Raw genomic sequence first — 25,192 nt, 5'->3', positions numbered from 1 at the left:
TAAGCTAGGTCATCACGATCCAGCAGGAGACCACCAATGTCACCGTCCCTCGCCGATATGCGTCGCGACTACACCCGCGACGGCCTGACCGAAGCTCAGGCGCCCGCCGATCCCTACGCCCTCTTCGGCCAGTGGTTCGAAGAGGCGGTGCGCACCGAGCAACCTCCCGTCGAAGCCAATGCCTGTTGGCTCGCTACCGTCGATGCCGAGGGGCAACCCCACTGTCGCGTGCTGCTGCTCAAGGGCGTCGATGCCCAGGGCTTCGTCTTCTATACCAACTATGACAGCGCCAAGGGCCAGCAACTGGCCGCCCAGCCACGCGCGGCCATGACCTTCTTCTGGCCGGCGCTGGAGCGTCAGGTACGTATCGAAGGGATGGTGGAGCAGGTGTCCGGTGAAGAGTCCGACGCCTACTATCGCGTACGTCCCCTGGGCAGTCGCCTGGGCGCCTGGGCCTCGCCCCAGAGCCGGACCATCGCCGACCGCCATGAGCTGGAGCAGCGTCTGGCTGCCGTGCAGGAACGCTTCGCCGATGGCGAGCCGAGTCGGCCGCCGTTCTGGGGTGGCTATCGCCTCAAGCCGCAGCGCATCGAATTCTGGCAAGGCCGCTCCAGCCGCCTGCATGATCGCCTGGACTACCAGTGGGTCGAGGGCGCTTGGCAGCGCCAGCGCCTGGCGCCTTAAGGCATTCGCAAGGTATCGTCTTTAGAGTCGCCGGAAACCTCCCCAGGCGCTCTGGGTCAAGGATATAGCGATCTGCCTTATTAAGGACCCGCCCAGTGCGGTCCCGTCTCTTCAACTGCTTGTGGAGTAGCGCCATGAAAAGAATCCTCCAACTCGCCGCCTCGCTGACCGCCGTCGCCCTGTTGGCCGGTTGCGTCTCCAATCAGTCCGGCGACGTCTATTCCCGTGGTCAGGTGATGCAGGCCGAGACGGTCCGCACCGGTACCATCGTCGCCTTGCGGCCCGTGACCATCGAGGGTACCCAGTCGCCCATCGGCGCAGGCGCTGGCGCCATCGTCGGCGGCATCGGTGGCAGTGCCATCGGCGGTGGGCGTGGCAGCTTCGTCACCGCCATCATCGGTGCGGTAGCCGGCGGTCTGCTGGGCGCGGCGACCGAAGAAGGCTTCACCAAGGCCAACGGCGTGGAGATCACCGTGAAGGAAGACGATGGCAGCACCCGTGCCTACGTCCAGGCGGTGAGCAAGGGTGAGATGTTCCGGGTCGGCGAGCGCGTGCGCATCCTGACCGTCGACGGCACCAGCCGCGTCGCGCCCAACTGATCTTCAGGACGTATCCAACCAGATACGTCCACACCCTTCCAGAACGGGCGGCCGAATCGCTAGACTGCGAATCGGACGCCCGTTTGCGTTTTCGTCCGTAAATAGTTGTCGCCTGGGCGCAATGCCGCCCTAATGGCTCGCCCTACAATCCCCTTCAGTGACCGCCGTGATCGGCAGGAGTACCCCGATGTCCGCTGCTCAACCCAATGTGCAACGCGCCGCCTTCGACGAGGTGATGGTTCCGACCTACGCCCCTGCCGCGTTCATCCCGGTGCGAGGAGAGGGCTCCCGCGTCTGGGACCAGGCCGACCGTGAATACGTCGACTTCGCTGGCGGCATCGCCGTCAGTGCCCTGGGTCACGGTCATCCTGCGCTCATCAACGCCCTGACCGAGCAAGCCGGCAAGCTCTGGCACGTCTCCAACATCTACACCAACGAGCCCGCCCTGCGCCTGGCGCGCAAGTTGGTGGACCACACCTTCGCCGACCGGGTGTTCTTCGCCAACTCCGGTGCCGAGGCGAACGAGGCGGCCTGCAAGCTGGCCCGCCGCTATGGCCACGATGTCAGTGGCGGCAGCCGCTACGAGATCGTCGCTGCCAGCAATAGCTTCCACGGCCGTACCCTGTTCACCGTCAGCGTGGGTGGTCAGCCCAAGTATTCCGATGGCTTCGGTCCCAAGATCGAAGGCATCCGCCATGTGCCCTACAACGACCTGGCGGCCCTCGAAGCCGTGGTGTCGGACAAGACCTGCGCCGTCATCCTCGAGCCCATCCAGGGCGAGGGTGGCGTGCTGCCGGCCGACCAGGCCTACCTCGAAGGTGCCCGTCGCCTGTGCGACACCCATGGCGCCCTGTTGATCTTCGACGAGGTGCAGAGTGGCGTGGGCCGTAGCGGTCACCTCTACGCCTATCAGCATTACGGCGTGGTGCCGGACATCCTCACCACCGCCAAGAGCATCGGCGGCGGCTTCCCGCTGGCGGCCATGCTGACCACCGACAAACTCGCCAAGCATTTCAGCGCCGGCGTACACGGCAGCACCTATGGCGGCAACCCGCTGGGTTGCGCCGTCGGCGCCGCGCTGCTGGACATCGTCGCCACGCCCGAGACCCTGAGCGGCGTCGCTGCCCGGCACCAGCGCTTCGTTGCGGGCCTGGAGCGTCTCAACGCCCGCTACGGTCTGTTCGAGCAGGTCCGCGGCATGGGCCTGCTGATCGGCGCGGTACTCAACGACAGCTGGAAGGGGCGCGCCAAGGATATCGTCACCGCCGCCAACGAGGAGGGCCTGATGATCCTGCAGGCCGGTCCGGACGTGCTGCGTATCGCGCCGAGCCTGATCATTCCCGAAGCCGATATCGACGAAGGTCTGGCGCGCCTGGATCGTGCTCTGGCGCGCCTCACGCAAGGCTAATCTCCGGACGCGGGACGCGTACCGCTCGTATCCAGGGATGGATCCGTACACAAGGAGTTCTCATGCTGGTAATGCGCCCTGCGCGCGCGGCGGACCTACCCCTGGTCCAGCGGCTCGCCGCAGATAGCCCGGTCGGCGTCACCTCGCTGCCCGACAACCCCGAGCGCCTGCGCGACAAGATCCGCGCCTCGGAGTCGTCGCTGGCGGCCGAGGTGGGCTTCCACGGCGAGGAGAGCTATTTCTTCGTGCTCGAAGACACCGCCAGCGGCGAGCTGCTGGGGTGTTCGGCCATCGTCGCCTCGGCCGGTTTCTCCGAACCCTTCTACAGCTTTCGCAACGAGACCTTCATCCACGCCTCGCGCGAGCTGAAGATCCATAACAAGGTCCATGTGCTGTCGCTCTGTCACGACCTGACCGGCAACAGCCTGCTGAGCAGCTTCTATGTCCAGCGACCGCTGCTGGACACCCCCCATGCCGAACTCAACTCCCGTGCCCGCCTGCTGTTCATGGCTGCCCATCCGGAGCGGTTCGCCGAGTCGGTGGTGGTGGAGATCGTCGGTCTGTCGGACGACGCCGGCGAATCGCCATTCTGGAACGGGGTAGGGCGCAACTTCTTCGACCTGGACTACGCCGCGGCCGAACGCCTGTCCGGGCAGAAGAGCCGCACCTTCCTCGCCGAATTGATGCCGACCTATCCACTCTATGTCCCCCTGCTGCCGGATAGCGCCCAGGAGGCCATGGGGCAGGTGCATCCGCGGGCCCAGATCACCTTCGACATCCTCAGTCGCGAAGGCTTCGAGACCGATAACTACATCGACATCTTCGATGGCGGCCCGACGCTGCATGCCCGGACCACCGCCATCCGTTCCATTGCCGAGAGCTGTCTGGTGCCGGTAAGCGAAGGCGCGCCGGCAGCTGACGAGGCGCCCTGGTTCCTCATCGCCAACGACGGCCTGGAGAACTTCCGGGCGCTGGCCACGCCGCTGCGCTGGGCACCCGGCGAGACCCTTGCCCTTTCCGCCGAGCAGATCGCCGCCCTGGAAATCGCCGAAGGCGATCGGGTCCGTCTGGTAGCGCTGTAGCCGATCCTAGCGTCTTTGGAGGTCCGATGATCGTCCGTCCCATCACCCGTGTCGATGTGCCCGCGCTGCTGCAATTGGCGCAAGCGGCCGGCGCCGGCCTCACCACGCTGCCCGCCAGCGAAGAGCGTCTGCTGCAGCGGGTGGAAAATGCCGAGCGCAGCTTCCTGCAGCAGGCCCAGCCCGCCGATGCGGATTATCTCTTCGCCCTGGAAGACGACGGCGAAGTCATCGGCATCGCCGGCATCGCCGCTGCCCTGGGCTTGCGCGAGCCTTGGTACAACTACCGTGTCGGACTGACGGTGAGCGCCTCGCGCGAGCTGGACATCCATCGGCAGATCCCCACGCTGTTCCTCGCCAACGACATGACCGGCAGCTCCGAGCTCTGCTCGCTGTTCCTGCGCGCCGATCGCCGCGGCGGGGCGGCGGGGCGCTTGCTGTCCAAGTCGCGCTTCCTGTTCATCGCCGAATTCCGCGAGTTGTTCGCCGAGCGCCTCATCGCCGAGCTGCGCGGCATGTCCGATAGCAACGGCCAGTCGCCTTTCTGGGAAGGCCTAGGCCGGCATTTCTTCAAGATGGAATTTTCCCAGGCGGACTACCTCACCGGCATCGGCAACCGCGGCTTCATCGCCGAGCTGATGCCGCGCTTCCCGCTCTACACCTGCTTCCTCACCCCCGAGGCGCGCCAGGTGATCGGCCGGGTCCACCCGGACACCGAAGCCGCGCGCCGCTTGCTGGAGGCCGAGGGTTTCAACTACCAGGGCTACGTCGACATCTTCGATGCCGGCCCGACCCTGGAAGCCGAGACCGCCAAGGTCAGGGCGATCCGCGACAGCCAGCGTCTGGTGCTGGCCGTGGGCACGCCGGGCGACGACGCCGAGGTCTATCTGATCCACAACCGCAAGTGCCAGGACTGCCGCATTACCAGCGCCCGCGCCCGGCTGGCCGCGGGCACCCTGGTGGTGGACCTGGCCACTGCCCGCGAGCTGCGGCTGATGGCCGGCGCCCAGGTCCGTGCCGTGCGGCTGATGCCCTGAGGAGACCCTATGGACAGCCTGTACATCGCTGGACAATGGCGCCCCGGTCAGGGCGCAACCTTTACCTCGATCGACCCCTATGCTGGCGCCACGCTCTGGCAGGGCGCGGCGGCCGACGCGGCGGATGTCGATCAGGCCATAGCGGCGGCACGCCAGGCCTTTCCCGCCTGGGAAAGACGCGGCCAGGCCGCGCGACTGGAGATCCTCCAGGCCTTCGCCCAGGTGCTGCAGCAGCGTCGCCCTGAGCTGACCCGCGCGCTCGCCGAGGAAACCGGCAAGCCGCTATGGGAGGCTGACACCGAGCTCGGCAGCATGATCGCCAAGGTGGCCATCTCCGCCCAGGCGGAGGAGATGCGCAGCGGTGAGCGTTCCGCGGTCGTAGCCGATGCCCGCAGCGTGACTCGCCATCGCCCGCACGGGGTACTGGCGGTATTTGGTCCCTACAACTTTCCCGGCCATCTGCCCAATGGCCATATCGTGCCGGCGCTGCTGGCCGGCAATACGGTGGTGTTCAAGCCCAGCGAGCTGACGCCGCGCTTCGCCGCCCTGACCCTGGACTGCTGGATCGCCGCCGGGCTGCCGGCCGGGGTGCTCAATCTCGTCCAGGGCGGCCGCGCCACCGGCGAGGCGCTGGCCGCCCACGCCGGCCTGGATGGCATCCTCTTCACCGGCTCCAGTGCCACGGGTGCCGCCCTGCACCGGCTCAACGCGGAGCGTCCCCAGCGGCTGCTGGCCTTGGAGATGGGCGGCAACAATCCGCTGGTGGTGGCGCCGGTCGCCGATCTGGAGGCGGCCGTGCTGACCATCGTCCAGTCCGCCTTTCTCTCCGCCGGGCAGCGCTGCACCTGCGCCCGGCGCCTGCTCGTCCCCGAGGGCGCCTGGGGCGATGCGTTGCTCGAGCGCCTGGTCACGGTCAGCGCTGGGCTCGCGGTCGGGCGCTTCGACGCCGAGCCAGCTCCCTTCATGGGCACGGTCATCTCCCTGGCGACCGCCGAGGCCCTGCTGCGTACCCAGGCCCAGCGCCTGGCGCAGGGTGGACGCGCGCTGCTGGAGATGCGGCAGCCGGAAGCAGGTCGCGCGCTGCTCACACCGGGCATCCTGGACGTGTCGGCGATCGCCGACCTGCCCGATGAAGAGGTCTTCGGTCCGCTGTTGCAGGTCCAGCGCTATGGCGACTTCGACGATGCCCTGGCACTGGCCAACGCCACCCGCTTCGGCCTGGCGGCCGGGCTGCTGGCCGACGATCCGGCCACCTACGAAAGGTTCTGGCTGGGCGTACGCGCCGGCATCGTCAACTGGAATCGTCCTCTTACCGGTGCGGCCAGCGCGGCACCCTTCGGCGGCGTCGGGACCTCCGGCAACCATCGGCCCAGTGCCTACTACGCCGCGGATTACTGCGCCTTTCCAGTCGCCTCGTTGGAAAGTGACACCCTGCGTCTGCCCGCCCAATTGCCTCCAGGACTACCGCTATGAGTCACGTCGCCCCCGCTGCTCGGGAGGTCAACTTCGACGGCCTGGTCGGCCCGACCCACAACTATGCCGGGCTGTCCTACGGCAACGTCGCCTCCCAGGCCAGCAAGCAACAGCGCTCCAATCCACGTGAGGCCGCGCGCCAGGGCCTGGCCAAGATGCAGGCGCTGATGGAGCTGGGCTTCGAGCAGGGCGTCTTGGCGCCCCACGAGCGGCCCGACATCGCCTCGCTGCGGCGCCTGGGCTTTGCCGGCAGCGATGCCCAGGTACTGGAAAGCGCCGCTCGCGAGGCCTTGCCGCTACTGCTCTCGGCCAGTTCGGCCTCGGCCATGTGGACGGCCAACGCCGCCACCGTCAGCCCCAGCGCCGACACCCGCGACGGTCGTGTGCACTTCACCCCCGCCAACCTGGCCTGCAAGTTCCACCGCAGCCTCGAGCCGAGCACCACGGCGCGCATCCTCCAGGCCATGTTTCGCGATCCGGCGCATTTCCAGCACCATGCACCGCTGCCCTCGGTAGCCCAGTTCGGCGACGAAGGCGCGGCCAACCACACGAGATTCAGCCGCGATCACGGCGCCCCGGGCGTAGAATTCTTCGTCTTCGGTCGCAGTGCCTTCGATCCGCGCTATCCGGAACCCCATCGCTACCCGGCGCGGCAGACCCTGGAAGCCTCCCAGGCCATCGCCCGGCTGCATGGGCTGAGCGAGGAGGGCGTGGTCTTCGCCCAGCAGAATCCGGCGGTGGTGGATCAGGGCGTCTTCCACAACGACGTCATCTCGGTGGGCAACGCCCAGGTGCTGTTCCATCACGAGGATGCCTTCCTCGACAGCGATCGCGTGCTGGACGAACTGGAACTCAAGCTCGGACAGCGCGGCGGCCGGTTGCAGCGTCTCTGCGTGCGCCGCAGCGAGATCAGCGTCGGCGACGCCGTGCGCTCCTATCTGTTCAATAGCCAGTTGCTGGATCGCCCAGGCCAGGGCGCCCTCCTGGTGGTGCCCGACGAGTGCCGGCAGAACGCCGCGGTCTGGGACTATCTGCAAGCCCAGGTGGGCGGCCAGGGACCGCTGGGCGAGGTCAAGGTCTTCGATCTCAAGCAGAGCATGCAGAACGGCGGTGGGCCGGCTTGCTTGCGCCTGCGCGTGGCGCTCAAGGCCGACGAGTTGGCGGCGGTGAATCCGGCGGTGCGCTTCACACCGGCGCTGCATGCCCAGTTGCTGGAGTGGGTGGATCGCCACTACCGTGATCGCCTGGAACCGGCCGATCTCGCCGATCCGCAATTGCTGGGTGAGGTCCGTACCGCCTTGGACGAGCTGACCCAGTTGCTGGGCCTCGGCTCGGTTTACCCCTTCCAACTGCCTTGATACCCGGAGTCTCCATGAGCGACCGTCTCGACCTCATCCTCGAATCCAACGCTGACCAGCAGCAGGAAATCCAGGTCCAGCGCCTGGCCATCCGTCTCGCTGGCCGCGACCTCTGGCTGGAAGCCGATGGCGCGGGTGGTCTGAATATCTTCGCCGACTCCCAGGACGACGAAGAGCAGACCCCGGTGCTGGTATTGCGGCCCCAGGCCCTGAATGCCCTCGGTCTGACCATCGCCCTGGAGACCTTCGCCGACGACGGCGATGAGAATCATGTGCATGACGCCGATTGCGGTTGCGGCCACGATCATTGAGTATCTAGCGCGACACGTCGCTCAGCGGAGTAGAGCATGGCTGCATCTGAACGTTATCGGTTGGCGCTTGGCCGCCTGCTGGACCTGACCCTGGCCGGCCGTGAGCCGACCGAGAAGATTCAACTGACCGCCGACGGTACCCGTCTCCATTGGCTGGCCGAGGGCGTCCTGGAAGTGACACCTCCGGTCGCCCGCGATAACGGCATGGACCTGCTGCTCTCGGCCGGCATCCATGGCAATGAAACCGCGCCCATGGAATTGCTCGACGAGCTGCTCGGCGGTATCGCCAGCGGCGCCCTGCGTCCTGCCAGTCGCCTACTGTTCATGTACGGCAACCCCGATGCCATGCGCCGCGGCACCCGCTATGTCGAGCAGGATCTGAATCGCCTGTTCAACGGGCGCCATGCCCAGGCCGAGGGCCCCGAGGCCCAGCGCGCCAACGATCTCGAGCGGCTGTCCGCGCAGTTCTTCAGCAAGCCGGACCGCGCCCGTCTGCATTACGACCTGCACACCGCCCTGCGCGCCTCGGCGCTGCCGCGCTTCGCCCTCTATCCCTGGAGCGCCGGTCGCCAGCATTCCGAAACCGAACTCCAGCGCCTCGAAGCCGCCGGCATCGAAGCCGTACTGCTCTACGACAAACCGGGCATCACCTTCAGCGCCTACACCTATGCCGAATGCCAGGCCGAGGCCCTGACCCTGGAGCTGGGCCAGGCGCGCCCCTTCGGCGAGAACAGCGAACTCGATTTGAGTCGCCTGCGCCTGATGCTCGAAGCCCTGGTCGAGGGGCGTGAAGCCGAGTTGCCGCCGCCCGACTCTTCACTGCTGCGATTCCGCGTGGCGCGCCAGGTCTTCAAGTCCAGCTCGCGTTTCCAGCTGCATCTGGCGGACGACGTGGCCAACTTCTCGCCACTGCGGCAGGGTTCGCTGTTGGCCGAGGACGGCAGCGAGCGCTGGATCGTCGACGAGGCCGACGCGCGCATCATCTTCCCCAATCCCAAGGTAGCCGTGGGGCTGCGGGCCGGACTCATCGTCGTCCCGGCATGAGAGGCAACCCGTGATCGATCTGCGCAGTGACACCGTCACCCGTCCCACCCAGGCGATGCGCCAGGCCATGCTGGACGCCGAGGTCGGGGACGATGTCTATGGCGAAGATCCCACCGTCAGCCGTCTGGAGCAACGGCTCGCCGGCGATCTCGGGTTGGCTGCCGGGCTCTTCGTACCCAGCGGTACCATGAGCAATCTGCTCGGTCTGCTGGCGCACTGTGAGCGCGGCGACGAATACCTGGTCGGGCAGCAGGCCCATACCTACAAGTACGAGGGCGGTGGTGCCGCCGTGCTCGGCTCGATCCAGCCGCAGCCCATCGAGATGGAGGCCGATGGCAGCCTGGACCTCGAGCGGGTACGCAGCTACATCAAGGCCGATGATTTCCACTTCGCCCGCACCCGCCTGCTGGCCTTGGAAAACACCATGCACGGCAAGGTGCTGCCGCTCGACTATCTCGCCGCGGCGCGGGCCTTCACCCGTGAGCACGATCTGGCGCTGCATCTGGATGGCGCGCGGCTGTACAACGCCGTGGTCAAGCTGGGCGTTCCCGTGCGCGAGGTGACCCGGCATTTCGACTCGGTCTCGGTCTGCCTGTCCAAGGGCCTCGGTGCGCCGGTCGGCTCGGTGCTCTGTGGCGATACCGCGCTCATCGCCAAGGCGCGTCGCTGGCGCAAGGTGGTCGGCGGTGGCATGCGCCAGGCCGGCATGCTGGCGGCGGCAGGGCTGCATGCGCTGGATAACCACATCGAGCGGCTGGCCGAAGACCATCACCATGCCGCGCAGTTGGGGGCCGCCTTGACGAAACTAGGCTTCCAGGTGGAGCCGGTGCAGACCAACATGGTCTACCTCGCCATGGGCGACGAAGCCCCCGCCCTGCAGGCCTTCCTCGCCGAGCGGGGCATCCGCATCAGCCCGGCGCCACGCCTGCGCCTGGTCACCCATCTGGACGTCAGTGCGGCCGATATCGACGCCGTGATCGCCGCGTTCGCCGCCTACCGCCGCCGTTAGGCCTGCCGACGGCGTTTTTTCCTGCGCAACCGGGCGACAGCTGGGCGCGGGCGTCGATATACTCCCGAACATGCGTGTCCGTTTTCCGCACGTGCCGCGTCTGCGGCGCCCGCTCCGTTCGTCTCGTCTGCGATCCAGTCGGATGCCCGTCACGCGCGTCGAAAAGCCCATTGTCTGGAATGAATATGAAAAGCGCCGAAATCCGCGAAGCCTTCCTCCGCTTCTTCGAAGAGAAGGGGCACACCCGGGTCGCCTCCAGTTCGCTGATCCCCGCGAACGACCCCACCCTGTTGTTCACCAATGCCGGGATGAACCAGTTCAAGGACTGCTTCCTTGGCATGGAAAAGCGCAGCTACACCCGCGCCGCCACCAGCCAGAAGTGCGTCCGCGCCGGCGGCAAGCACAACGACCTGGAGAACGTCGGCTACACGGCGCGTCACCACACCTTCTTCGAGATGCTGGGCAACTTCAGCTTCGGCGATTACTTCAAGCGCGACGCCATCCACTTCGCCTGGGAATTCCTCACCTCGCCGCAGTGGCTGGGTCTGCCCCGGGAAAAACTCTGGGTCACCGTCTACGCCACCGATGACGAGGCCTACGACATCTGGACCAAGGAAGTCGGGGTGCCGGAAGCGCAGATGGTGCGCATCGGCGACAACAAGGGCGCGCCCTACGCCTCGGACAACTTCTGGACCATGGGCGACACCGGTCCCTGCGGTCCCTGCACCGAGATCTTCTTCGACCACGGCCCGGAGATCTGGGGCGGCCCGCCCGGTTCGCCGGAAGAAGACGGTGATCGCTACATCGAGATCTGGAACAACGTCTTCATGCAGTTCAACCGCACCGCCGATGGCGTCCTGCATCCGCTGCCGGCGCCCAGCGTCGACACCGGCATGGGTCTGGAGCGGGTGAGCGCCGTGCTGCAGCACGTGCATTCCAACTACGAGATCGACCTGTTCCAGAATCTGCTGGCAGCCTCCGCCGAGGCCATCGGCTGCGCCAACGACGATGCCCCGTCGCTCAAGGTAGTGGCCGACCACATCCGCTCCTGCAGCTTCCTGATCGCCGACGGCGTGCTGCCGTCCAACGAAGGCCGTGGCTACGTGCTGCGCCGCATCATTCGTCGTGCCTGCCGCCACGGCAACAAGCTGGGCGCCAAGGGCACCTTCTTCCACAAGATCGTCGCCGCTCTGGTGGCCGAGATGGGCCAGGCCTATCCCGAGCTGGTCCAGCAGCAGGCGCACATCGAACGCGTGCTGCGCACCGAGGAAGAACAGTTCGCCAAGACCCTGGAGCAGGGCCTGAAGATCCTCGAACAGGATCTGGCGCAACTCCAGGGCGACACCATTCCCGGTGACGTGGTGTTCAAGCTCTACGACACCTACGGCTTCCCGGTGGACCTGACCAACGACATCGCCCGCGAGCGCAACCTCACCCTCGACGAGGAAGGTTTCGAGCGCGAGATGGAGGCCCAGCGCGAGCGTGCCCGTTCCGCCAGCGCCTTCGGTGTGGACTACAACAGCCTGGTCAAGGTCGAGGGCGAGACACTCTTCCTCGGCTACGACACCACCAGTGCCTCGGCCACCATCGTCGCCCTGTATCGCGCCGGCCAGCCGGTGGACAGCCTGGCGGAAGGCGAGGAGGGCGTGGTCATCCTCGACCAGACGCCGTTCTACGGCGAGTCCGGCGGCCAGGTGGGCGATACCGGTACCCTGGAGAGCGCCGGCGTCAGCTTCGCCGTGCGCGACACCACCAAGACCCAGGGCGCCTTCCTGCACCACGGCGTGGTGACCAAGGGCAGCCTGAACGTAGGCACCGCGCTCATGGCCCAGGTCGACGCCGGCCGCCGCCAGGGCATCGCCCTGAACCATTCCGGGACCCACCTGCTGCACGCCGCGCTGCGCCAGGTGCTGGGTGACCACGTCCACCAGAAGGGCTCCCTGGTCAACGACCAGCGGCTGAGATTCGACTTCAGCCACTTCGAGGCCATCAAGCCCGAAGAGCTCAAGCGTATCGAGGCCATCGTCAACGAAGAAATTCGTAAGAACAGCTCTGTGACCACCGAAGTCATGGCCATCGACGAAGCCAAGGCTCGCGGCGCCATGGCGCTGTTCGGCGAGAAGTACGGCGACGTGGTGCGCGTGGTCGGCATGGGCGGTGAATTCTCCGTCGAGCTGTGTGGCGGTACCCATGTGGCCCAGACCGGCGACATCGGCTTGCTCAAGCTGGTCAGCGAAGGTGGCGTGGCCTCCGGCGTACGCCGCGTGGAAGCCATCACCGGTACCGCGGCCCTGGCCTACCTGAACGGCGCCGAGGAGCAGCTGCGCGAAGCTGCCAGCCTGCTCAAGGGCAGCCGCGACAACGTGCTGGACAAGCTGTCCGCACTGGTCGAGCGCAATCGCCAGCTGGAAAAGGAAATCGAGCAACTCAAGGCCAAGGCCGCCAGTGCCTCCGCCGGTGACCTGGTCAACCAGGCGGTGGACATCAAGGGCGCCAAGGTCCTCACCGCGCGCCTTGACGGCCTCGATGGCAAAGCATTGCTGGCGCTGGTCGACCAACTCAAGAACAAGCTGGGTAGCGGCATCATCCTGCTGGGTGGCGAAGCCGAGGGCAAGGTGGTACTGGTGGCTGGCGTCACCGCCGACCTGACCGCCAAGCTCAAGGCTGGCGAGCTGATGAAGCGTGCCGCGGCCGTGGTCGGTGGCAAGGGCGGCGGTCGCCCCGACATGGCCCAGGGCGGCGGCACCGATGCCAGCCAGCTCGACGCCGCCCTGGCCTGTGCCGGTCAATATGCCGAGGAAAGCCTCTAACGCCTCCAAGGCGAGGTCGGGTCGCCGGGGAGGGCGGCCCGACTCCTCATCAAACAATGTAAATCAGATTTTTCTGCGGACGGGCAGCAGCAATGGCATTGATCGTACAGAAATTCGGCGGTACCTCCGTGGGTACGGTAGAGCGTATCGAACAGGTCGCCGAGAAGGTGAAACGCTTCCACGAAGCGGGTGACGAGATCGTGGTGGTGGTATCGGCCATGAGTGGCGAGACCAATCGCCTGATCGGCCTCGCCAAGCAGATCATGGAACAACCCGATCCGCGCGAGCTGGACGTCATGGTCTCCACCGGCGAGCAAGTCACCATCGGCCTGTTGGCCATGGCGCTGCTCAAGCGGGGTGTGCAGGCGGTGTCCTACACCGGCAGTCAGGTGCGCATCCTCACCGACAGCGCCCACACCAAGGCGCGTATCCAGCAGATCGACGACGCCCGTATCCGCGCCGACCTCAAGGCCCGCAAAGTCGTGGTCGTGGCCGGCTTCCAGGGCGTCGACGAGCAGGGCAACATCACCACCCTGGGTCGTGGTGGCTCCGACACCACCGGCGTGGCCCTGGCGGCCGCGCTGAAGGCCGATGAGTGCCAGATCTACACCGACGTCGACGGCGTCTACACCACCGATCCGCGCGTGGTACCCCAGGCCCAGCGCCTGGACAAGATCACCTTCGAGGAGATGCTGGAAATGGCCAGCCTCGGCTCCAAGGTATTGCAGATCCGCTCGGTGGAGTTCGCCGGCAAGTACAACGTGCCGCTGCGCGTCCTGCACAGCTTTCAGGAGGGTCCGGGCACCCTCATTACCCTTGATGAAGAGGAATCCATGGAACAGCCGATCATCTCCGGCATCGCCTTCAACCGTGACGAAGCCAAGCTCACCATTCGCGGTGTACCGGATACCCCCGGCGTGGCTTTCAAGATCCTCGGCCCGATCAGCGCCGCCAACATCGAAGTCGACATGATCGTGCAGAACGTGGCGCACGATAACACCACCGACTTCACCTTCACCGTGCACCGCAACGACTACCAGAGCGCCCTGGAGATCCTCAAGCGCACCGGCGTCGAGATCGGCGCCCGTGAATGCGTGGGCGACACCAAGATCGCCAAGGTTTCCATCGTCGGCGTCGGCATGAGATCCCATGCCGGGGTGGCCAGCCAGATGTTCGAAGCCCTGGCCAAGGAGAGCATCAACATCCAGATGATCTCCACCTCCGAGATCAAGGTATCCGTGGTCATCGAGGAGAAATACCTCGAGCTGGCCGTGCGTGCGCTGCATACCGCCTTCGAGCTCGATGCACCGGCTCGCGGCGCCGAGTAATCACTGAAGCGAGGTCTCTGCCACAGGGACCTCATCTATCGCCCTGACTGCGGAACTTTAGTTGCCTGCAGACAGGTCAATAGCGACTAGAGGGTCCATTCAGGGATCGTTCCGGTTTATACATGCAGACTGAGTTAAAGCTGAAGGAGAATGGAATGCTTATTTTGACTCGTCGGGTTGGTGAGACCCTGATGGTGGGTGACGAAGTCACCGTGACGGTGCTGGGAGTCAAGGGCAACCAGGTCCGGATCGGCGTCAATGCACCCAAGGAAGTCGCGGTTCATCGCGAGGAAATCTACCAGCGCATCCAGAAGGAAAAGGACCAAGAACCAAACCACTGATTTTTTTTGAATTTTTCTCTTTGCAAACGGGCAAACCTTCGATATAGTTTCGCCCCGTTGCGGTGAGGTGGCCGAGTGGCCGAAGGCGCTCCCCTGCTAAGGGAGTACACCTCAAAAGGGTGTCGAGGGTTCGAATCCCTCCCTCACCGCCATTTGCAAGACCTGGCTCCGCTGTACTGACCTACGAAGGTAAGTACCTGATAAACAAGAAAATTTGCTTGACACGTCAGAAACGGTAGCTAGAATACGCAGCTTCAACGCACTCGTAGCTCAGCTGGATAGAGTACTCGGCTACGAACCGAGCGGTCGGAGGTTCGAATCCTCCCGAGTGCGCCAAATCGACGAAGCCTCTGGCTTCAGCAGTACCAGCGGTGTTCTGGCTAAACGCACCGAAACGCACTCGTAGCTCAGCTGGATAGAGTACTCGGCTACGAACCGAGCGGTCGGAGGTTCGAATCCTCCCGAGTGCGCCAAAAAGTGAAAAGGGCCTGCAGCGATGCAGGCCCTTTTTCGTTTGGGCCGTTTTCCTGGCTTGGAGGTACGCGATCATGCAGTGGGACAGACCCCAGCCCCATACCCTGGCGCTGGCCGTCACGGCCGAGCACATCGACGGCCTCGGCCATGCCAACAACGCGGTCTATGTTGCCTGGCTCGAACGCTGCGCCTGGCAGCACTCCAGCGCCCTGGGCCTGGACTTGGCCACCTTCCAGCGCCTGGATCGGGCCATGGCGGTAGTGCGCCACGAGATCGATTACCTGGCCAGCGCCCGCCTCGGCGACGAATTGGTGCTGGGCACCTGGCTGGTGGACTGGGATCGGCGTCTGCGCATGACCCGCCAATTCCAGCTGCTGCGCCCGGCCGATGGCGCCACCCTGGTACGCGCCACTACCACCTTCGCCTGCATCGAGCTCTCCAGCGGCCGCCCAAGGCGCATGCCGGCCGAATTCCTGGCCGGCTATGGTCAGGCCTTGCCCGATTAGGAAAACGCTCATGCAGATCGCTCTGGCCCCCATGGAGGGGCTCGTCGACGACATCCTTCGCGAACTACTCACCGAGGTCGGTGGGGTGGACTGGTGCGTCAGCGAGTTCATCCGTGTCTGTGACCGGCTGCTGCCGGCCAACGCCTTCACCAAGCTGGCCCCCGAGCTGGCCCGTGGCTCGCGCACCGCAGCGGGTACGCCGCTGCGTCTGCAACTGCTCGGGTCCGATCCTGCCTGCCTGGCCGACAACGCCGCCTTCGCCTGTACCCTGGGCGCCCCGGTGATCGACCTCAACTTCGGCTGTCCGGCCAAGACCGTGAACAAGTCCCGGGGTGGGGCTGTACTGCTCAAGGAGCCGGAACTGCTCAATCGCATCGTCGAGAGCGTACGCCAGGCCGTGCCAGCGCATATTCCGGTGACCGCCAAGATGCGCCTGGGCTACGACGGCCCGAATGCCGCCCTGGCCTGCGCCGAGGCGCTGGCCGAGGGCGGTGCCGCTCAGCTGGTGGTCCATGCGCGGACCAAGGTCGAAGGCTACAAGCCGCCGGCGCACTGGGAGTGGGTGGCGCGGGTGGCGGACCGAGTGTCCGTGCCGGTGCTGGCCAATGGCGAGATCTGGACCCTGGAGGACTACCAGCGCTGCCGTAGCGTCAGTGGCCAGGCTTCGGTGATGCTCGGTCGGGGCCTGGTGTCACGCCCTGACCTGGCCCGGCAGATCGCTGCCGCGACCCGTGGCGAGGCCGTACAGCCGCTGGCCTGGCCGGCCATCCTGGAGTTGCTGCGCCGCTTCTGGATGCTGGCCCGGCGCAAGCTGGCGCCACGCTATGCGCCGGGGCGCCTCAAGCAGTGGCTGGGCATGTTGACGCGCAGCTATCCGGAGGCGGAGCTGTTGTTCGCCCAGATCCGGCGCGAATCGTCCTGTGCCTTGATCGATGTCCTGCTCGGCTTCGCGCCGCTGGATGCCGTGGACATTGATCTGGATCAAGAGGTGGAATCCAGGCTGGCCTAGGCTGGGTACCCATGGAGGCAGCAAAGGCTTGCCTCCATCTCGAGCACGCAAGGCACTTCAGGCGACCTCCGGGTCGCCTTTTTTCTTGGTCCAGGCTGGAACTTCGGGAATAGACGGGTAGCCTATGCAGGTTTGCCAAGGACCCGTAATCCTCGTGCGCCTACCCTGGACGGCTTTTCTCGCACCTTCTTCCGCCGCGCTGCAGTTCGCGTGCAAGACGCTGTTCGCCGCGGGGCTCGCGTTGTGGCTGGCCTATCGCTTCGATCTCGAACAGCCGTCCTGGGCCTGCATGACGGTGATCGTGGTGTCTCAGCCGCTATCGGGCATGGTCGTGGCCAAGGGCCTTTTTCGCCTCTTGGGGACCTTGGTCGGTACCAGCATGGCAGTGGTGATAATGGCGCTGTTCGCGCAGACGCCCTGGTTGTTCCTCCTCGCCCTGTCCCTTTGGTTGGCCCTCTGCACTGCGGCTTCGACGCTGCTGCGTAACCATGTCGCCTATGGCTTCGTGCTGGCAGGCTATACGGCGGCCATCATCTGCCTGCCGTCGATCGCCCAACCGCTGGAGGTCTTCGACCATGCCATCGCCCGCTGCACCGAGATCTGTCTGGGGTTGCTGGTCGGCTCTGCGGTGCATGCGCTGTTCTGGCCGCAGCGGGTCGAGGCGAACCTCTTCGTCGAGGCGACCAGGACCTGGCGCCAGGCGGTGACGGCCGCTCGGGCGGAGCTGGCGGGCACGGAGAATGCCGTGCAAGGCCTGTTGGCACTGCTGGGCCAGATGGTCGCCATCGATTCGCAACGCGACCATGCCTGGTTCGAAGGGTATCGGGGGCGCCAGCGGGCCCGCGCCTTGCGCCTGCTGTCGCGGGACCTGCTCGGCGTCTTACGCACCGCACGTGGCGCGGCTCGTCAGGTGCGCAATCTCGACGAGTCGCAGCGTCCACTCGTCCAGCCGTGGCTGGAGGCGGTGCTCACGGCCCTCGACGAGCCACATGCCGAACCGCTCGCTGCGCTCACGCAAAAGCTGCGCGAGGCGGTCGCCGAGGCCCCGCTGGATAGCGACCAGCGCTATCTGCTGGCGCGCCTGGCAATCTTGCTGGACAAGATCGCCATCGCGCGCCAATCGCTGGAAAGCGTCGACACCACCCGGCTGGAGGCGGCCGCGCCTTCCGCCCTGGCCCATCATAGAGACGTGCAGACGGCGTTGCTCTACGGTCTGCGCAGTGCCGGTTCGTTGCTCGGGCTCGGCCTGTTCTGGCTGGGTAGCGCCTGGTCGGCGGGACCCGGTGCCATGCTCATTGCCGGTGTGGTCTGCAGCCTGTTCGCCAATCGTGACAACGCCTTCGCCGTGGGCCTGGGTTTTATGCGGGGGATTTTCTACGCGTGCCTGCTTGCGATTCTTCTCTCGCAGCTCCTGGTGCCGCAGGCCAATAGCTTTCCCTTGCTGTGCCTGGTGCTGGGCGGACCCTTGTTCTTCGCCACCTTGGGTATGGCCGGTCCGCTGGCGGGTAGAGGGACGGCGACCGCCTTCGCGCTGTTCCTGCTGTCGCTGACCGTACCCCGGAACGAGAGCGTGACCGAGCTGGATGCCTTGCTCAATACGGAACTCGGCTTGTTGATCGGTGTGGGCTGGGCGGTGCTGATGTTTCGGCTGTTCACCTTGAGCGCGCCACGCCGGACCACCAAACGCATCCTCGAAGCCACGCTCTATGACCTGCAGCGGCTGACGTCGCTGCCGCTGCGCACTGCCGAACCCTGGTTCGGCGGGCGCATGGCCGACCGTCTGCTGTTATTGGCGCGCCACATCGACCTGTTGCCATCCCATGAGCGGCATCGCTGGGCGCTGGGCTTGCTCGCCTTGGATCTGGGCAATGAGCTCCTGCATCTGCGCGCCTGCCTGGCCCAGACCAAGGGCGAGCTCAGAAGCGCGCAGGAGGCCTTTCTCGGGCGTTTTGCCGAGAGCCTGGCCGTGGGGGCGGACGGTCTCCAGCCGAATCGGCTGGACGACGTGGGAGAGCACCTGCGCCACGCCTTGATCGAAGCCGCGGATGGCGAGTCCAATCGGCTGGCCTGGAGCGCGGTAGGGCAGCTCCAGCAAACCTGGCGTAGTTTCTGTCTGGAACGGGAGGCGAGCAGTGTATCTGCATGAGTGGTCGCTGGGCGGGGTCTATGTCAGTCCCCTGCTGATCTATTGCTTGTTGGCCCTGGTACCGACGGCCTTGTCGCTGTGGTTGCTGCAATGGAGTGGCCTGATGCGTTACCTCTGGCACGACACCCTGTTCGCCTGTGCCCTCTTTGTTCTCTGGCTGGCCGGGATCGTCGGCCTGCTCGCCACCTGATTTAAGTATCCGCTGCAAGGAACGACGACGATGCCCAAAGCCCTGCGCGTGGCCCTGACTCTGCTGGTGGTGTTGCTGGCCGTGCTGGCCGGTACCTGGCTCTGGCACTTCTATCTCTACACGCCCTGGACGCGCGATGCGCGCATCCGTGCCGACGTGGTGGTGATCGCGCCCGACGTCTCCGGCTGGGTCACGCGCCTGGCGGTCCAGGACAACCAATTGGTGCACCAGGGCGACCTGCTGCTGCAGATCGACCAGGAGCGCTACCAGGCCGAGCTGGCCCATGCCCAGGCCGTGGCCGCCACCCGCCAGGAGCAACTGCGCCAGCGTGAGAGCGAGGCGGCTCGGCGCGAGCGCCTGGGCACCAGCGCCATCAGCGCCGAGGATCGCGAAACCGCCCAGGTCAACGTGGCCATCGCCCGTAGCCAGTACCAGGAGGCGCTGAGCGACGTCCACCTGGCGCAGATCAACCTGGATCGCAGCCGGGTCCTGGCTCCCCGCGAAGGACGGATCACCAATCTGCAATTCGCCCAGGGCAACTATGTGCGTAGCGGCCAGGCGGTCACGGCACTGGTCGATACCCGGTCCTTCTACGTACTGGCCTATTTCGAGGAGACCAAGATCCCGCACATCCATCCCGGCGACGCGGTGCGGGTCCGCCTGATGAATCGTTCCGAACCCCTGCAGGGCAGGGTGCAGAGCATCAGCAGCGGCATCGCCGATCTGAATGACACGGACAATGCCCTGTTGCTGGCCAAGGTCGCGCCGACCTTCAACTGGGTGCGTCTGGCGCAACGCATTCCGGTACGCATCGAACTGCTGGAGGTGCCGCCGGAGGTTCACCTGAGCGCCGGCATGACGGCCAGCGTCTCGGTGATCGATGCCGAGGGGCACCAGCCGTTGGCTGGCTGGCGACGGATCTGGGATTACTGAGCCAACGCCGGGTCGGGTCGTTACGACTAAAGTCGTCTGGAAGCTGCACGGGGCGGGCCTAGAGTAGAGCTCGACGCTCCCGTCACGCTGTAAGGAACAACAATAATGAACGACAGCACCTACCGGCGGATTGAAGCCAGTCCGCGTTTCAAAGAACTGGTGGCCAAGCGCGAGCGATTCGCCTGGACGCTCTCCGCCATCATGCTCGGGCTCTACGCCGCCTTCATCCTCCTGATCGCCTTCGCGCCCAAGGTCCTCGGCACCCGCATCCATGCGGAGACGGCCATGACCTGGGGGATTCCGCTGGGCGTCGGCCTGATCCTCTCGGCCTTCATCCTGACCGGCATCTATGTACGGCGGGCCAATGGCGAGTTCGATCGGCTCAACCAGGAAATTCTGCGGGAGGTGCAGGTATGAGACGTCTACTCGTAGCCACCGGGCTGCTCGCGCTCGCGCCGTCACTCTGGGCTGCCGATGCCATCAGCGGCGCGGTGCAGCGCCAGCCGTTGAACGTGCATGCCATCCTCATGTTCGTGGCCTTCGTCGGGGCCACCCTGGGCATCACCTACTGGGCCTCCAAGCGCAATCGCTCGGCGGCGGACTACTACGCGGCGGGCGGTCGTATCACCGGCTTCCAGAACGGCCTGGCGATCGCCGGCGACTACATGTCGGCGGCTTCCTTCCTGGGTATTTCCGCGCTGGTGTTCAGCTCGGGCTATGACGGCCTGATCTACTCCATCGGCTTCCTGGTGGGCTGGCCGATCATCCTGTTCCTGATCGCCGAGCGCCTGCGCAACCTGGGCAAGTACACCTTCGCCGATGTGGCGTCCTATCGCCTCAAGCAAAAGGACATCCGGACCCTGTCCGCCTGTGGCTCTTTGGTAGTGGTCGCCCTCTACCTGATCGCCCAGATGGTCGGTGCCGGCAAGCTGATCCAGCTGCTGTTCGGCCTCGATTACAACGTCGCCGTGGTGCTGGTAGGCATCCTCATGGTGCTCTATGTGCTCTTCGGCGGCATGCTGGCCACCACCTGGGTGCAGATCATCAAGGCGGTGCTGCTGCTGTCCGGTGCCAGCTTCATGGCCTTCATGGTGATGAAGCACGTCGGGTTCGACTTCAACCGGCTGTTCGCCGAAGCCATCGCCGTGCATCCCAAGGGCGAAGCCATCATGAGCCCCGGTGGCCTGGTGAAGGATCCGATCTCTGCCTTCTCCCTGGGTCTGGCGCTGATGTTCGGTACTGCCGGCCTGCCGCACATCCTGATGCGCTTCTTCACCGTCAGCGACGCCAAGGAAGCCCGCAAGAGCGTGTTCTACGCGACCGGCTTCATCGGCTACTTCTACATCCTCACCTTCATCATCGGCTTCGGTGCCATCCTGCTGGTCAGCACCAATCCGGCCTTCAAGGACGCCGCCGGCGCCTTGCTGGGTGGTAACAACATGGCGGCGGTGCACCTGGCCAATGCCGTGGGCGGCAGCATCTTCCTGGGCTTCATCTCGGCGGTGGCCTTCGCCACCATCCTGGCGGTGGTGGCTGGCCTCACCCTGGCCGGCGCTTCGGCGGTGTCCCATGACCTCTACGCCAGCGTGATCAAGAAGGGCCACGCCAACGAGAAGGACGAGATCCGCGTCTCCAAGATGACCACGGTAGCGCTGGGCGTCGTCGCCATCGCCCTGGGTATCCTTTTCGAGAAGCAGAACATCGCCTTCATGGTGGGCCTGGCGTTCTCCATCGCCGCCAGCTGCAACTTCCCCATCCTGCTGCTCTCGATGTACTGGAAGCGTCTGACCACCCGGGGTGCCATGATCGGTGGCTGGCTCGGCCTGATCACCGCGGTGGCCCTGATGGTGCTCGGCCCGACCATCTGGGTGACCATCCTCGGTCATGCCAAGCCGATCTACCCCTATGAGTATCCGGCGCTGTTCTCCATCGCCGTGGCCTTCATCGGTATCTGGTTCTTCTCCATCACCGACAAGTCGGCGGCGGGCGAGGAAGAGCGTGCACGCTTCTATCCGCAGTTCGTAAGATCCCAGACCGGTCTGGGTGCCAGCGGCGCCGTCGCGCACTGATAGCTTAGGCGGTAGGACAAAGCCCGGATCGAGTCATCGATCCGGGCTTTTTCATTGAGCGGGAAAGGAGCAGCGGTCGAGGATTCCACGCCTAGCTTGGCGCACCGGGATTTTTCTACCCGGAACGCAGGTCCATTGATTAAGCCCGTCGCTTCGTATCGTGGTGTTACGACGTCGGCCGATCTTTGGACTTCATGGAGAATGGCAGATGACTCTTTCGACCATCCTGGTTCTGGTGCTGCTGGTCCTGCTCATCGGCGGACTTCCGGTGTTTCCTCATTCGCGCAGCTGGGGCTACGGCCCGTCCGGCATTGTCGGCGCCATCCTGGTCGTGCTGCTGGTGCTACTCCTGCTCGGCATGATCTAGCCTGAAAATGCCCCGAAATGGTGCCCTAGACAAAGTTCTTGCCCATAGCGGTGCATCAGGGTAACTTCAGCGCTACGGCCTGCCTTGCCGAGTGATGTAAACAAAACCGGAGTCTGCGTGAGCAGACTCCGGTTTTGTTTTTTGGCTCAGTTGGCCGCGCCGTCCTGGCGACTGCGCTGGTAGAGGTCCAGGACCACTTCGTCGAGGATGGACGAAGCACCCCAGGGGCGGTTGCTGTTGAGGATGGCGACCACTACCCAGCTGCGCGCGTTCGCATCCCTGACGAAGCCCGCCAGCGCCCGTACGTTGTTCAGGGTGCCGGTCTTCATGTGCGCCTGGCCGGTCAGCGGCGAATTCTTCATGCGCTTGCGCAGGGTGCCATCCATGCCTGCCAGCGGCAGGGAGGAGATGAACTCCGGTGCGTACGGACTCTGCCAGGCCGCTCTAAGGATCTCCGCCATCTCGCGAGCGCTGACGCGCTCCGTGCGCGACAGGCCCGAACCGTTCTCCATGATCAGGTGACTGGCATTGATGCCCTTGCGCGCCAGCCACTGGCGAATCACCCGCAGCGCCGCCTTGCCATCGTCCGCATCCGCCGAGGTGCGGAATTGCGCACCGATGGAGAGGAACAGCTGCTGCGCCATGGTGTTGTTGCTGTACTTGTTGATGTCGCGAATGATCTCGACCAGGTCGGGCGAGAAGGCCCGCGCCAGCAGCTCGGCGTTGCGCGGTACGCTGCCTTCACGGGTGCGGCCCTTGATGGTGCCGCCGAGCTCCTGCCAGATGGCCCTGACCGCACCGGCGGTGTAGGCGGGATGATCGAGCAGCGACAGATAGCTCTGGGCGTTGCAGCCATCCGGCAGTTGACCGCTGACCACCAGGCTGGTGCTGCCATCGGCCTGGGGTACCGGGTTGAAGCGTACGTCCGGCCAGGCCGGACAACCGCTCTTGCCGGTCGCGCGCATCTGGTTGTCGATGTTGACGTTGGTCAGCGGCGGGTCCATGGAAACGCTGACCCGGCCATCCGCCGAGCGCACCACCATGCGCACCGACTTGAGGTTGACCATCAGCGAGTCGGGACCCACCAGGAAGGTCTTGTTTTCGTCGTCGCCATCGTCGTTGAAGGCCGGCAGGTTGGGTTTCACGAAGCGGCCGCGATCCAGGACCAGGTCGCCAGTGACTTCCAATACGCCGTTGGCGCGCAGATCCCGCATGAGCAGCCACAGCCGCTCCATGTTCAGCTTGGGATCGCCACCGCCCTTCAGATAGAGATTGCCGTTGAGAATGCCGTTATGCACGGTGCCATCGGTATAGAACTCGGTCTTCCACTGGTAGGTGGGCCCCAGCAGCTCCAGAGCGGCATAGGTGGTGATCAGCTTCATGGTCGAGGCCGGATTCACCGAGACGTCGGCATTGTAGTAGTCGTTCTCACCCGGGCCATCGAGCGGCAGCATCACCAGTGACAGGTCGCTGTCGGGGATCTTGTTGGTTTGCATGGCCTTGTCGATCCGTGGCGGCAGGAAGGACGTATCGGCATGGACGGGCAGGGCAAAACCCAGGGCGCAGCAACTCAGCAGCAGGCCCAGGGAACGGAAGGGATTTCGCATCGGGACACACACCTTGGCAGGGTACCGGCCTAGTTGAAGAGAAAAGGGGCCGATAGACGTCGGAGTGTGGGCATTATGCAGTAAGGAGGGAGTGCCGAGCCAACCCCTCTGGGCGTGGCTCAGTTAAAGAAACGACCGCTAGTGCGGTCGTTTCGAAAAAGCGCGGGATCAGTTGTAGCCCGTGGCGTCCTTGGTACGGTCCGGACTGTTGGGCGAAGGCGGATCACGTCCGTCATCGGTCTTGGCGTGCTCACTGCGCAGGGGCTTCTCATCCTTGGGCAGTTTACGTTCGTCGGCTTTGCGCTGTTCTTCGGCCATGGAATCCTCGTCTGCGTGATTACCGGTCAAGGTGTGACCTGGGCCGGTGTTTCGCCGTTCCCCTGAGCCGAGGAGCGGTCAGCGAACGCGCCGCTGGCCTGCAGCTGTTTCAAGACGTCGTTGAGCTGGCGACGGAAGGTTTCTTCGATGGCGGTACCGGCCGAATGGCTGGCGGCCAGCGGCAGGAACCAGACGCCCATCCAGGTGCGTACCGAAGCCGCATTCTTGGCGCGCAGGGCTGTTTGGCTGCCCGGTGGCAGCCATTCGGCGGTCAACACGTAATCGTCCTTGGCCGTACCCGGAACGAGAAAGAAGGTGGCGCCGGTGATCATGCCGCTGGCGATGGCAGCGGCGTAGGAGGTGCTGTTGTAGAGCTTCAGGCGGAGCAGGGCGTCATCGGGTTGGCCGATTGCCGGTACCAGGGTGATACGGTCGAAGAGGCCGGAGCGCTCGAGCACCTGGCGCAACGTGGGCTTCAAGCCTTCACGGGCCACGGCGATGGAGGTGGCGTCCTTGTCCTGGGCTTCACCGCGATAGAAGTTGAATTCCACCAGAATGTTGGGGCGATGCTGTTGCTCGTTGGCAGGGGCGCGGAAGGGTTGAGAGGAAAGTTCGTCACCCGGAAAGGCGGCGCAACCGGCGAGCAGGAGCAGGCAGAGCAGAGCGGCTAGGTTTTTCACGAAACGCACCTCATCCCTAAGTGGCGATAGCGAGTCTGGCTACAATCTGACCAAAAAAAAGCCCAACCGGGGGTTGGGCTTTTTCGAGAAGGCGGGTGATTAGATCACCTGCACCTCATCGGCCTGCAGGCCTTTCTGGCCTTGCACGACCAGGAAGGAAACAGCCTGGCCTTCTTGCAGGCTCTTGAAGCCGTTACCCTGGATGGAACGGTAGTGAACGAAAACGTCCGGGCCGCTCTGGGGGGTGATGAAGCCGAAGCCTTTCTCGTCGTTGAACCACTTGACGGTGCCAGTTTGGCGAGTAGACATGGATTTCTCCTTGAACAAAGTTGGACAACGGCACTGGACCGCCCAGGCCGCGACTGAGTGCAAAGAGTCAAAGAACCGAGCCGTAAGTGGATCGAGACGAACC

The 25,192-nt window shown here is 65.0% G+C and carries 25 protein-coding genes and 3 tRNA genes; 24 read left to right on the top strand and 4 right to left on the bottom strand.

Annotated features, from left to right (window positions below; all coding sequences use genetic code 11):
• Positions 1–36: 36 nt before the first annotated feature.
• The 24 genes from pdxH to FAZ11_RS15835 all read left to right on the top strand — a co-directional run bounded on the left by pdxH (position 37) and on the right by FAZ11_RS15835 (position 22,175).
• Positions 37–684 (top strand): pyridoxamine 5'-phosphate oxidase, encoded by a 648-nt coding sequence (gene pdxH, locus FAZ11_RS15950; protein WP_137279362.1) that lies wholly within the window; start codon positions 37–39, stop codon positions 682–684.
• Positions 685–818: 134 nt separating this feature from the next.
• Positions 819–1,283, top strand: a complete 465-nt coding sequence (locus FAZ11_RS15945; protein ID WP_058762357.1) for an outer membrane lipoprotein — start codon at positions 819–821, stop codon at positions 1,281–1,283.
• A 187-nt stretch (positions 1,284–1,470) separates the two neighbouring features.
• The gene (locus FAZ11_RS15940) at positions 1,471–2,691 is read left to right on the top strand and encodes an aspartate aminotransferase family protein (protein ID WP_137279363.1); all 1,221 of its coding nucleotides are present in this window, start codon (positions 1,471–1,473) and stop codon (positions 2,689–2,691) included.
• 62 nt (positions 2,692–2,753) lie between these two features.
• On the top strand, positions 2,754–3,773 hold the full coding sequence (gene aruF / locus FAZ11_RS15935; protein WP_058767168.1) for an arginine/ornithine succinyltransferase subunit alpha: 1,020 nt from the start codon (positions 2,754–2,756) through the stop codon (positions 3,771–3,773).
• Positions 3,774–3,799: 26 nt separating this feature from the next.
• Positions 3,800–4,807, top strand: a complete 1,008-nt coding sequence (gene astA / locus FAZ11_RS15930; protein ID WP_137279364.1) for an arginine N-succinyltransferase — start codon at positions 3,800–3,802, stop codon at positions 4,805–4,807.
• Positions 4,808–4,816: 9 nt separating this feature from the next.
• A complete protein-coding gene (astD, locus tag FAZ11_RS15925; protein WP_137279365.1) occupies positions 4,817–6,280 on the top strand; it encodes a succinylglutamate-semialdehyde dehydrogenase in 1,464 nt (487 codons plus the stop codon).
• Complete coding sequence (gene astB / locus FAZ11_RS15920; protein WP_137279366.1) at positions 6,277–7,638, top strand: N-succinylarginine dihydrolase; 1,362 nt, start codon at positions 6,277–6,279, stop codon at positions 7,636–7,638. The genes astD and astB overlap by 4 nt, the downstream gene beginning before the upstream one ends.
• A gap of 14 nt (positions 7,639–7,652) precedes the next feature.
• Positions 7,653–7,949 carry a hypothetical protein gene (locus FAZ11_RS15915; protein WP_058762350.1) on the top strand — a complete coding sequence of 99 codons (297 nt, stop codon included), beginning with the start codon at positions 7,653–7,655 and terminating at the stop codon, positions 7,947–7,949.
• A gap of 36 nt (positions 7,950–7,985) precedes the next feature.
• Entirely contained in the window at positions 7,986–8,993 is a 1,008-nt protein-coding gene (astE, locus tag FAZ11_RS15910) for a succinylglutamate desuccinylase (RefSeq protein WP_058774312.1), read from the top strand.
• Positions 8,994–9,003: 10 nt separating this feature from the next.
• Positions 9,004–10,002 carry a low-specificity L-threonine aldolase gene (gene ltaE / locus FAZ11_RS15905; protein ID WP_058782254.1) on the top strand — a complete coding sequence of 333 codons (999 nt, stop codon included), beginning with the start codon at positions 9,004–9,006 and terminating at the stop codon, positions 10,000–10,002.
• A 185-nt stretch (positions 10,003–10,187) separates the two neighbouring features.
• A complete protein-coding gene (gene alaS / locus FAZ11_RS15900) occupies positions 10,188–12,812 on the top strand; it encodes an alanine--tRNA ligase (protein ID WP_137279367.1) in 2,625 nt (874 codons plus the stop codon).
• A gap of 92 nt (positions 12,813–12,904) precedes the next feature.
• Positions 12,905–14,140: an aspartate kinase gene (locus FAZ11_RS15895; protein ID WP_058762346.1), complete on the top strand. Its 1,236-nt coding sequence runs from the start codon at positions 12,905–12,907 to the stop codon at positions 14,138–14,140.
• A gap of 155 nt (positions 14,141–14,295) precedes the next feature.
• Entirely contained in the window at positions 14,296–14,481 is a 186-nt protein-coding gene (csrA, locus tag FAZ11_RS15890) for a carbon storage regulator CsrA (RefSeq protein ID WP_007159101.1), read from the top strand.
• A 61-nt stretch (positions 14,482–14,542) separates the two neighbouring features.
• Positions 14,543–14,633: transfer RNA gene (locus tag FAZ11_RS15885), tRNA-Ser, on the top strand.
• A gap of 107 nt (positions 14,634–14,740) precedes the next feature.
• Positions 14,741–14,817, top strand: a tRNA-Arg gene (locus FAZ11_RS15880).
• Positions 14,818–14,877: 60 nt separating this feature from the next.
• Positions 14,878–14,954: transfer RNA gene (locus FAZ11_RS15875), tRNA-Arg, on the top strand.
• 75 nt (positions 14,955–15,029) lie between these two features.
• Complete coding sequence (locus tag FAZ11_RS15870; RefSeq protein WP_058762345.1) at positions 15,030–15,461, top strand: acyl-CoA thioesterase; 432 nt, start codon at positions 15,030–15,032, stop codon at positions 15,459–15,461.
• A 10-nt stretch (positions 15,462–15,471) separates the two neighbouring features.
• Positions 15,472–16,470, top strand: coding sequence for a tRNA dihydrouridine synthase (locus FAZ11_RS15865; protein WP_137279368.1), 999 nt, complete (start codon positions 15,472–15,474; stop codon positions 16,468–16,470).
• A 154-nt stretch (positions 16,471–16,624) separates the two neighbouring features.
• Positions 16,625–18,616, top strand: coding sequence for an FUSC family protein (locus FAZ11_RS15860; protein WP_058774316.1), 1,992 nt, complete (start codon positions 16,625–16,627; stop codon positions 18,614–18,616).
• On the top strand, positions 18,603–18,806 hold the full coding sequence (locus tag FAZ11_RS15855; RefSeq protein WP_058762342.1) for a DUF1656 domain-containing protein: 204 nt from the start codon (positions 18,603–18,605) through the stop codon (positions 18,804–18,806). The genes FAZ11_RS15860 and FAZ11_RS15855 overlap by 14 nt, the downstream gene beginning before the upstream one ends.
• A gap of 30 nt (positions 18,807–18,836) precedes the next feature.
• Entirely contained in the window at positions 18,837–19,739 is a 903-nt protein-coding gene (locus FAZ11_RS15850) for an efflux RND transporter periplasmic adaptor subunit (protein ID WP_058774317.1), read from the top strand.
• Between the two features lie 105 nt (positions 19,740–19,844).
• The gene (locus tag FAZ11_RS15845; RefSeq protein WP_058762340.1) at positions 19,845–20,156 is read left to right on the top strand and encodes a DUF485 domain-containing protein; all 312 of its coding nucleotides are present in this window, start codon (positions 19,845–19,847) and stop codon (positions 20,154–20,156) included.
• Positions 20,153–21,808: a cation acetate symporter gene (locus FAZ11_RS15840; RefSeq protein WP_058762339.1), complete on the top strand. Its 1,656-nt coding sequence runs from the start codon at positions 20,153–20,155 to the stop codon at positions 21,806–21,808. Before FAZ11_RS15845 ends, FAZ11_RS15840 begins: the two co-directional genes overlap by 4 nt.
• A gap of 208 nt (positions 21,809–22,016) precedes the next feature.
• Entirely contained in the window at positions 22,017–22,175 is a 159-nt protein-coding gene (locus FAZ11_RS15835; protein WP_007159093.1) for a DUF3309 family protein, read from the top strand.
• Between the two features lie 146 nt (positions 22,176–22,321).
• Here FAZ11_RS15835 and dacB read toward each other — a convergent pair whose 3' ends face one another.
• The 4 genes from dacB to FAZ11_RS15815 form a co-directional block, all read right to left on the bottom strand.
• Complete coding sequence (gene dacB / locus FAZ11_RS15830) at positions 22,322–23,782, bottom strand: D-alanyl-D-alanine carboxypeptidase/D-alanyl-D-alanine endopeptidase (protein WP_058762338.1); 1,461 nt, start codon at positions 23,780–23,782, stop codon at positions 22,322–22,324.
• A 168-nt stretch (positions 23,783–23,950) separates the two neighbouring features.
• Complete coding sequence (locus FAZ11_RS15825) at positions 23,951–24,130, bottom strand: hypothetical protein (protein ID WP_137279369.1); 180 nt, start codon at positions 24,128–24,130, stop codon at positions 23,951–23,953.
• Entirely contained in the window at positions 24,127–24,780 is a 654-nt protein-coding gene (locus FAZ11_RS15820) for a hypothetical protein (protein WP_058774318.1), read from the bottom strand. Before FAZ11_RS15820 ends, FAZ11_RS15825 begins: the two co-directional genes overlap by 4 nt.
• Positions 24,781–24,879: 99 nt before the next feature.
• Entirely contained in the window at positions 24,880–25,089 is a 210-nt protein-coding gene (locus FAZ11_RS15815; RefSeq protein WP_007159089.1) for a cold-shock protein, read from the bottom strand.
• Positions 25,090–25,192 lie beyond the last annotated feature (103 nt).

It is taken from the genome of Pseudomonas rhizoryzae, from assembly GCF_005250615.1.
Taxonomy (GTDB): Bacteria; Pseudomonadota; Gammaproteobacteria; order Pseudomonadales; family Pseudomonadaceae; genus Chryseomonas; species Chryseomonas rhizoryzae.
The sequence above is the reverse complement of the archived record's forward strand: the minus strand, read 5'-3'. Positions and strand labels throughout refer to the sequence as shown.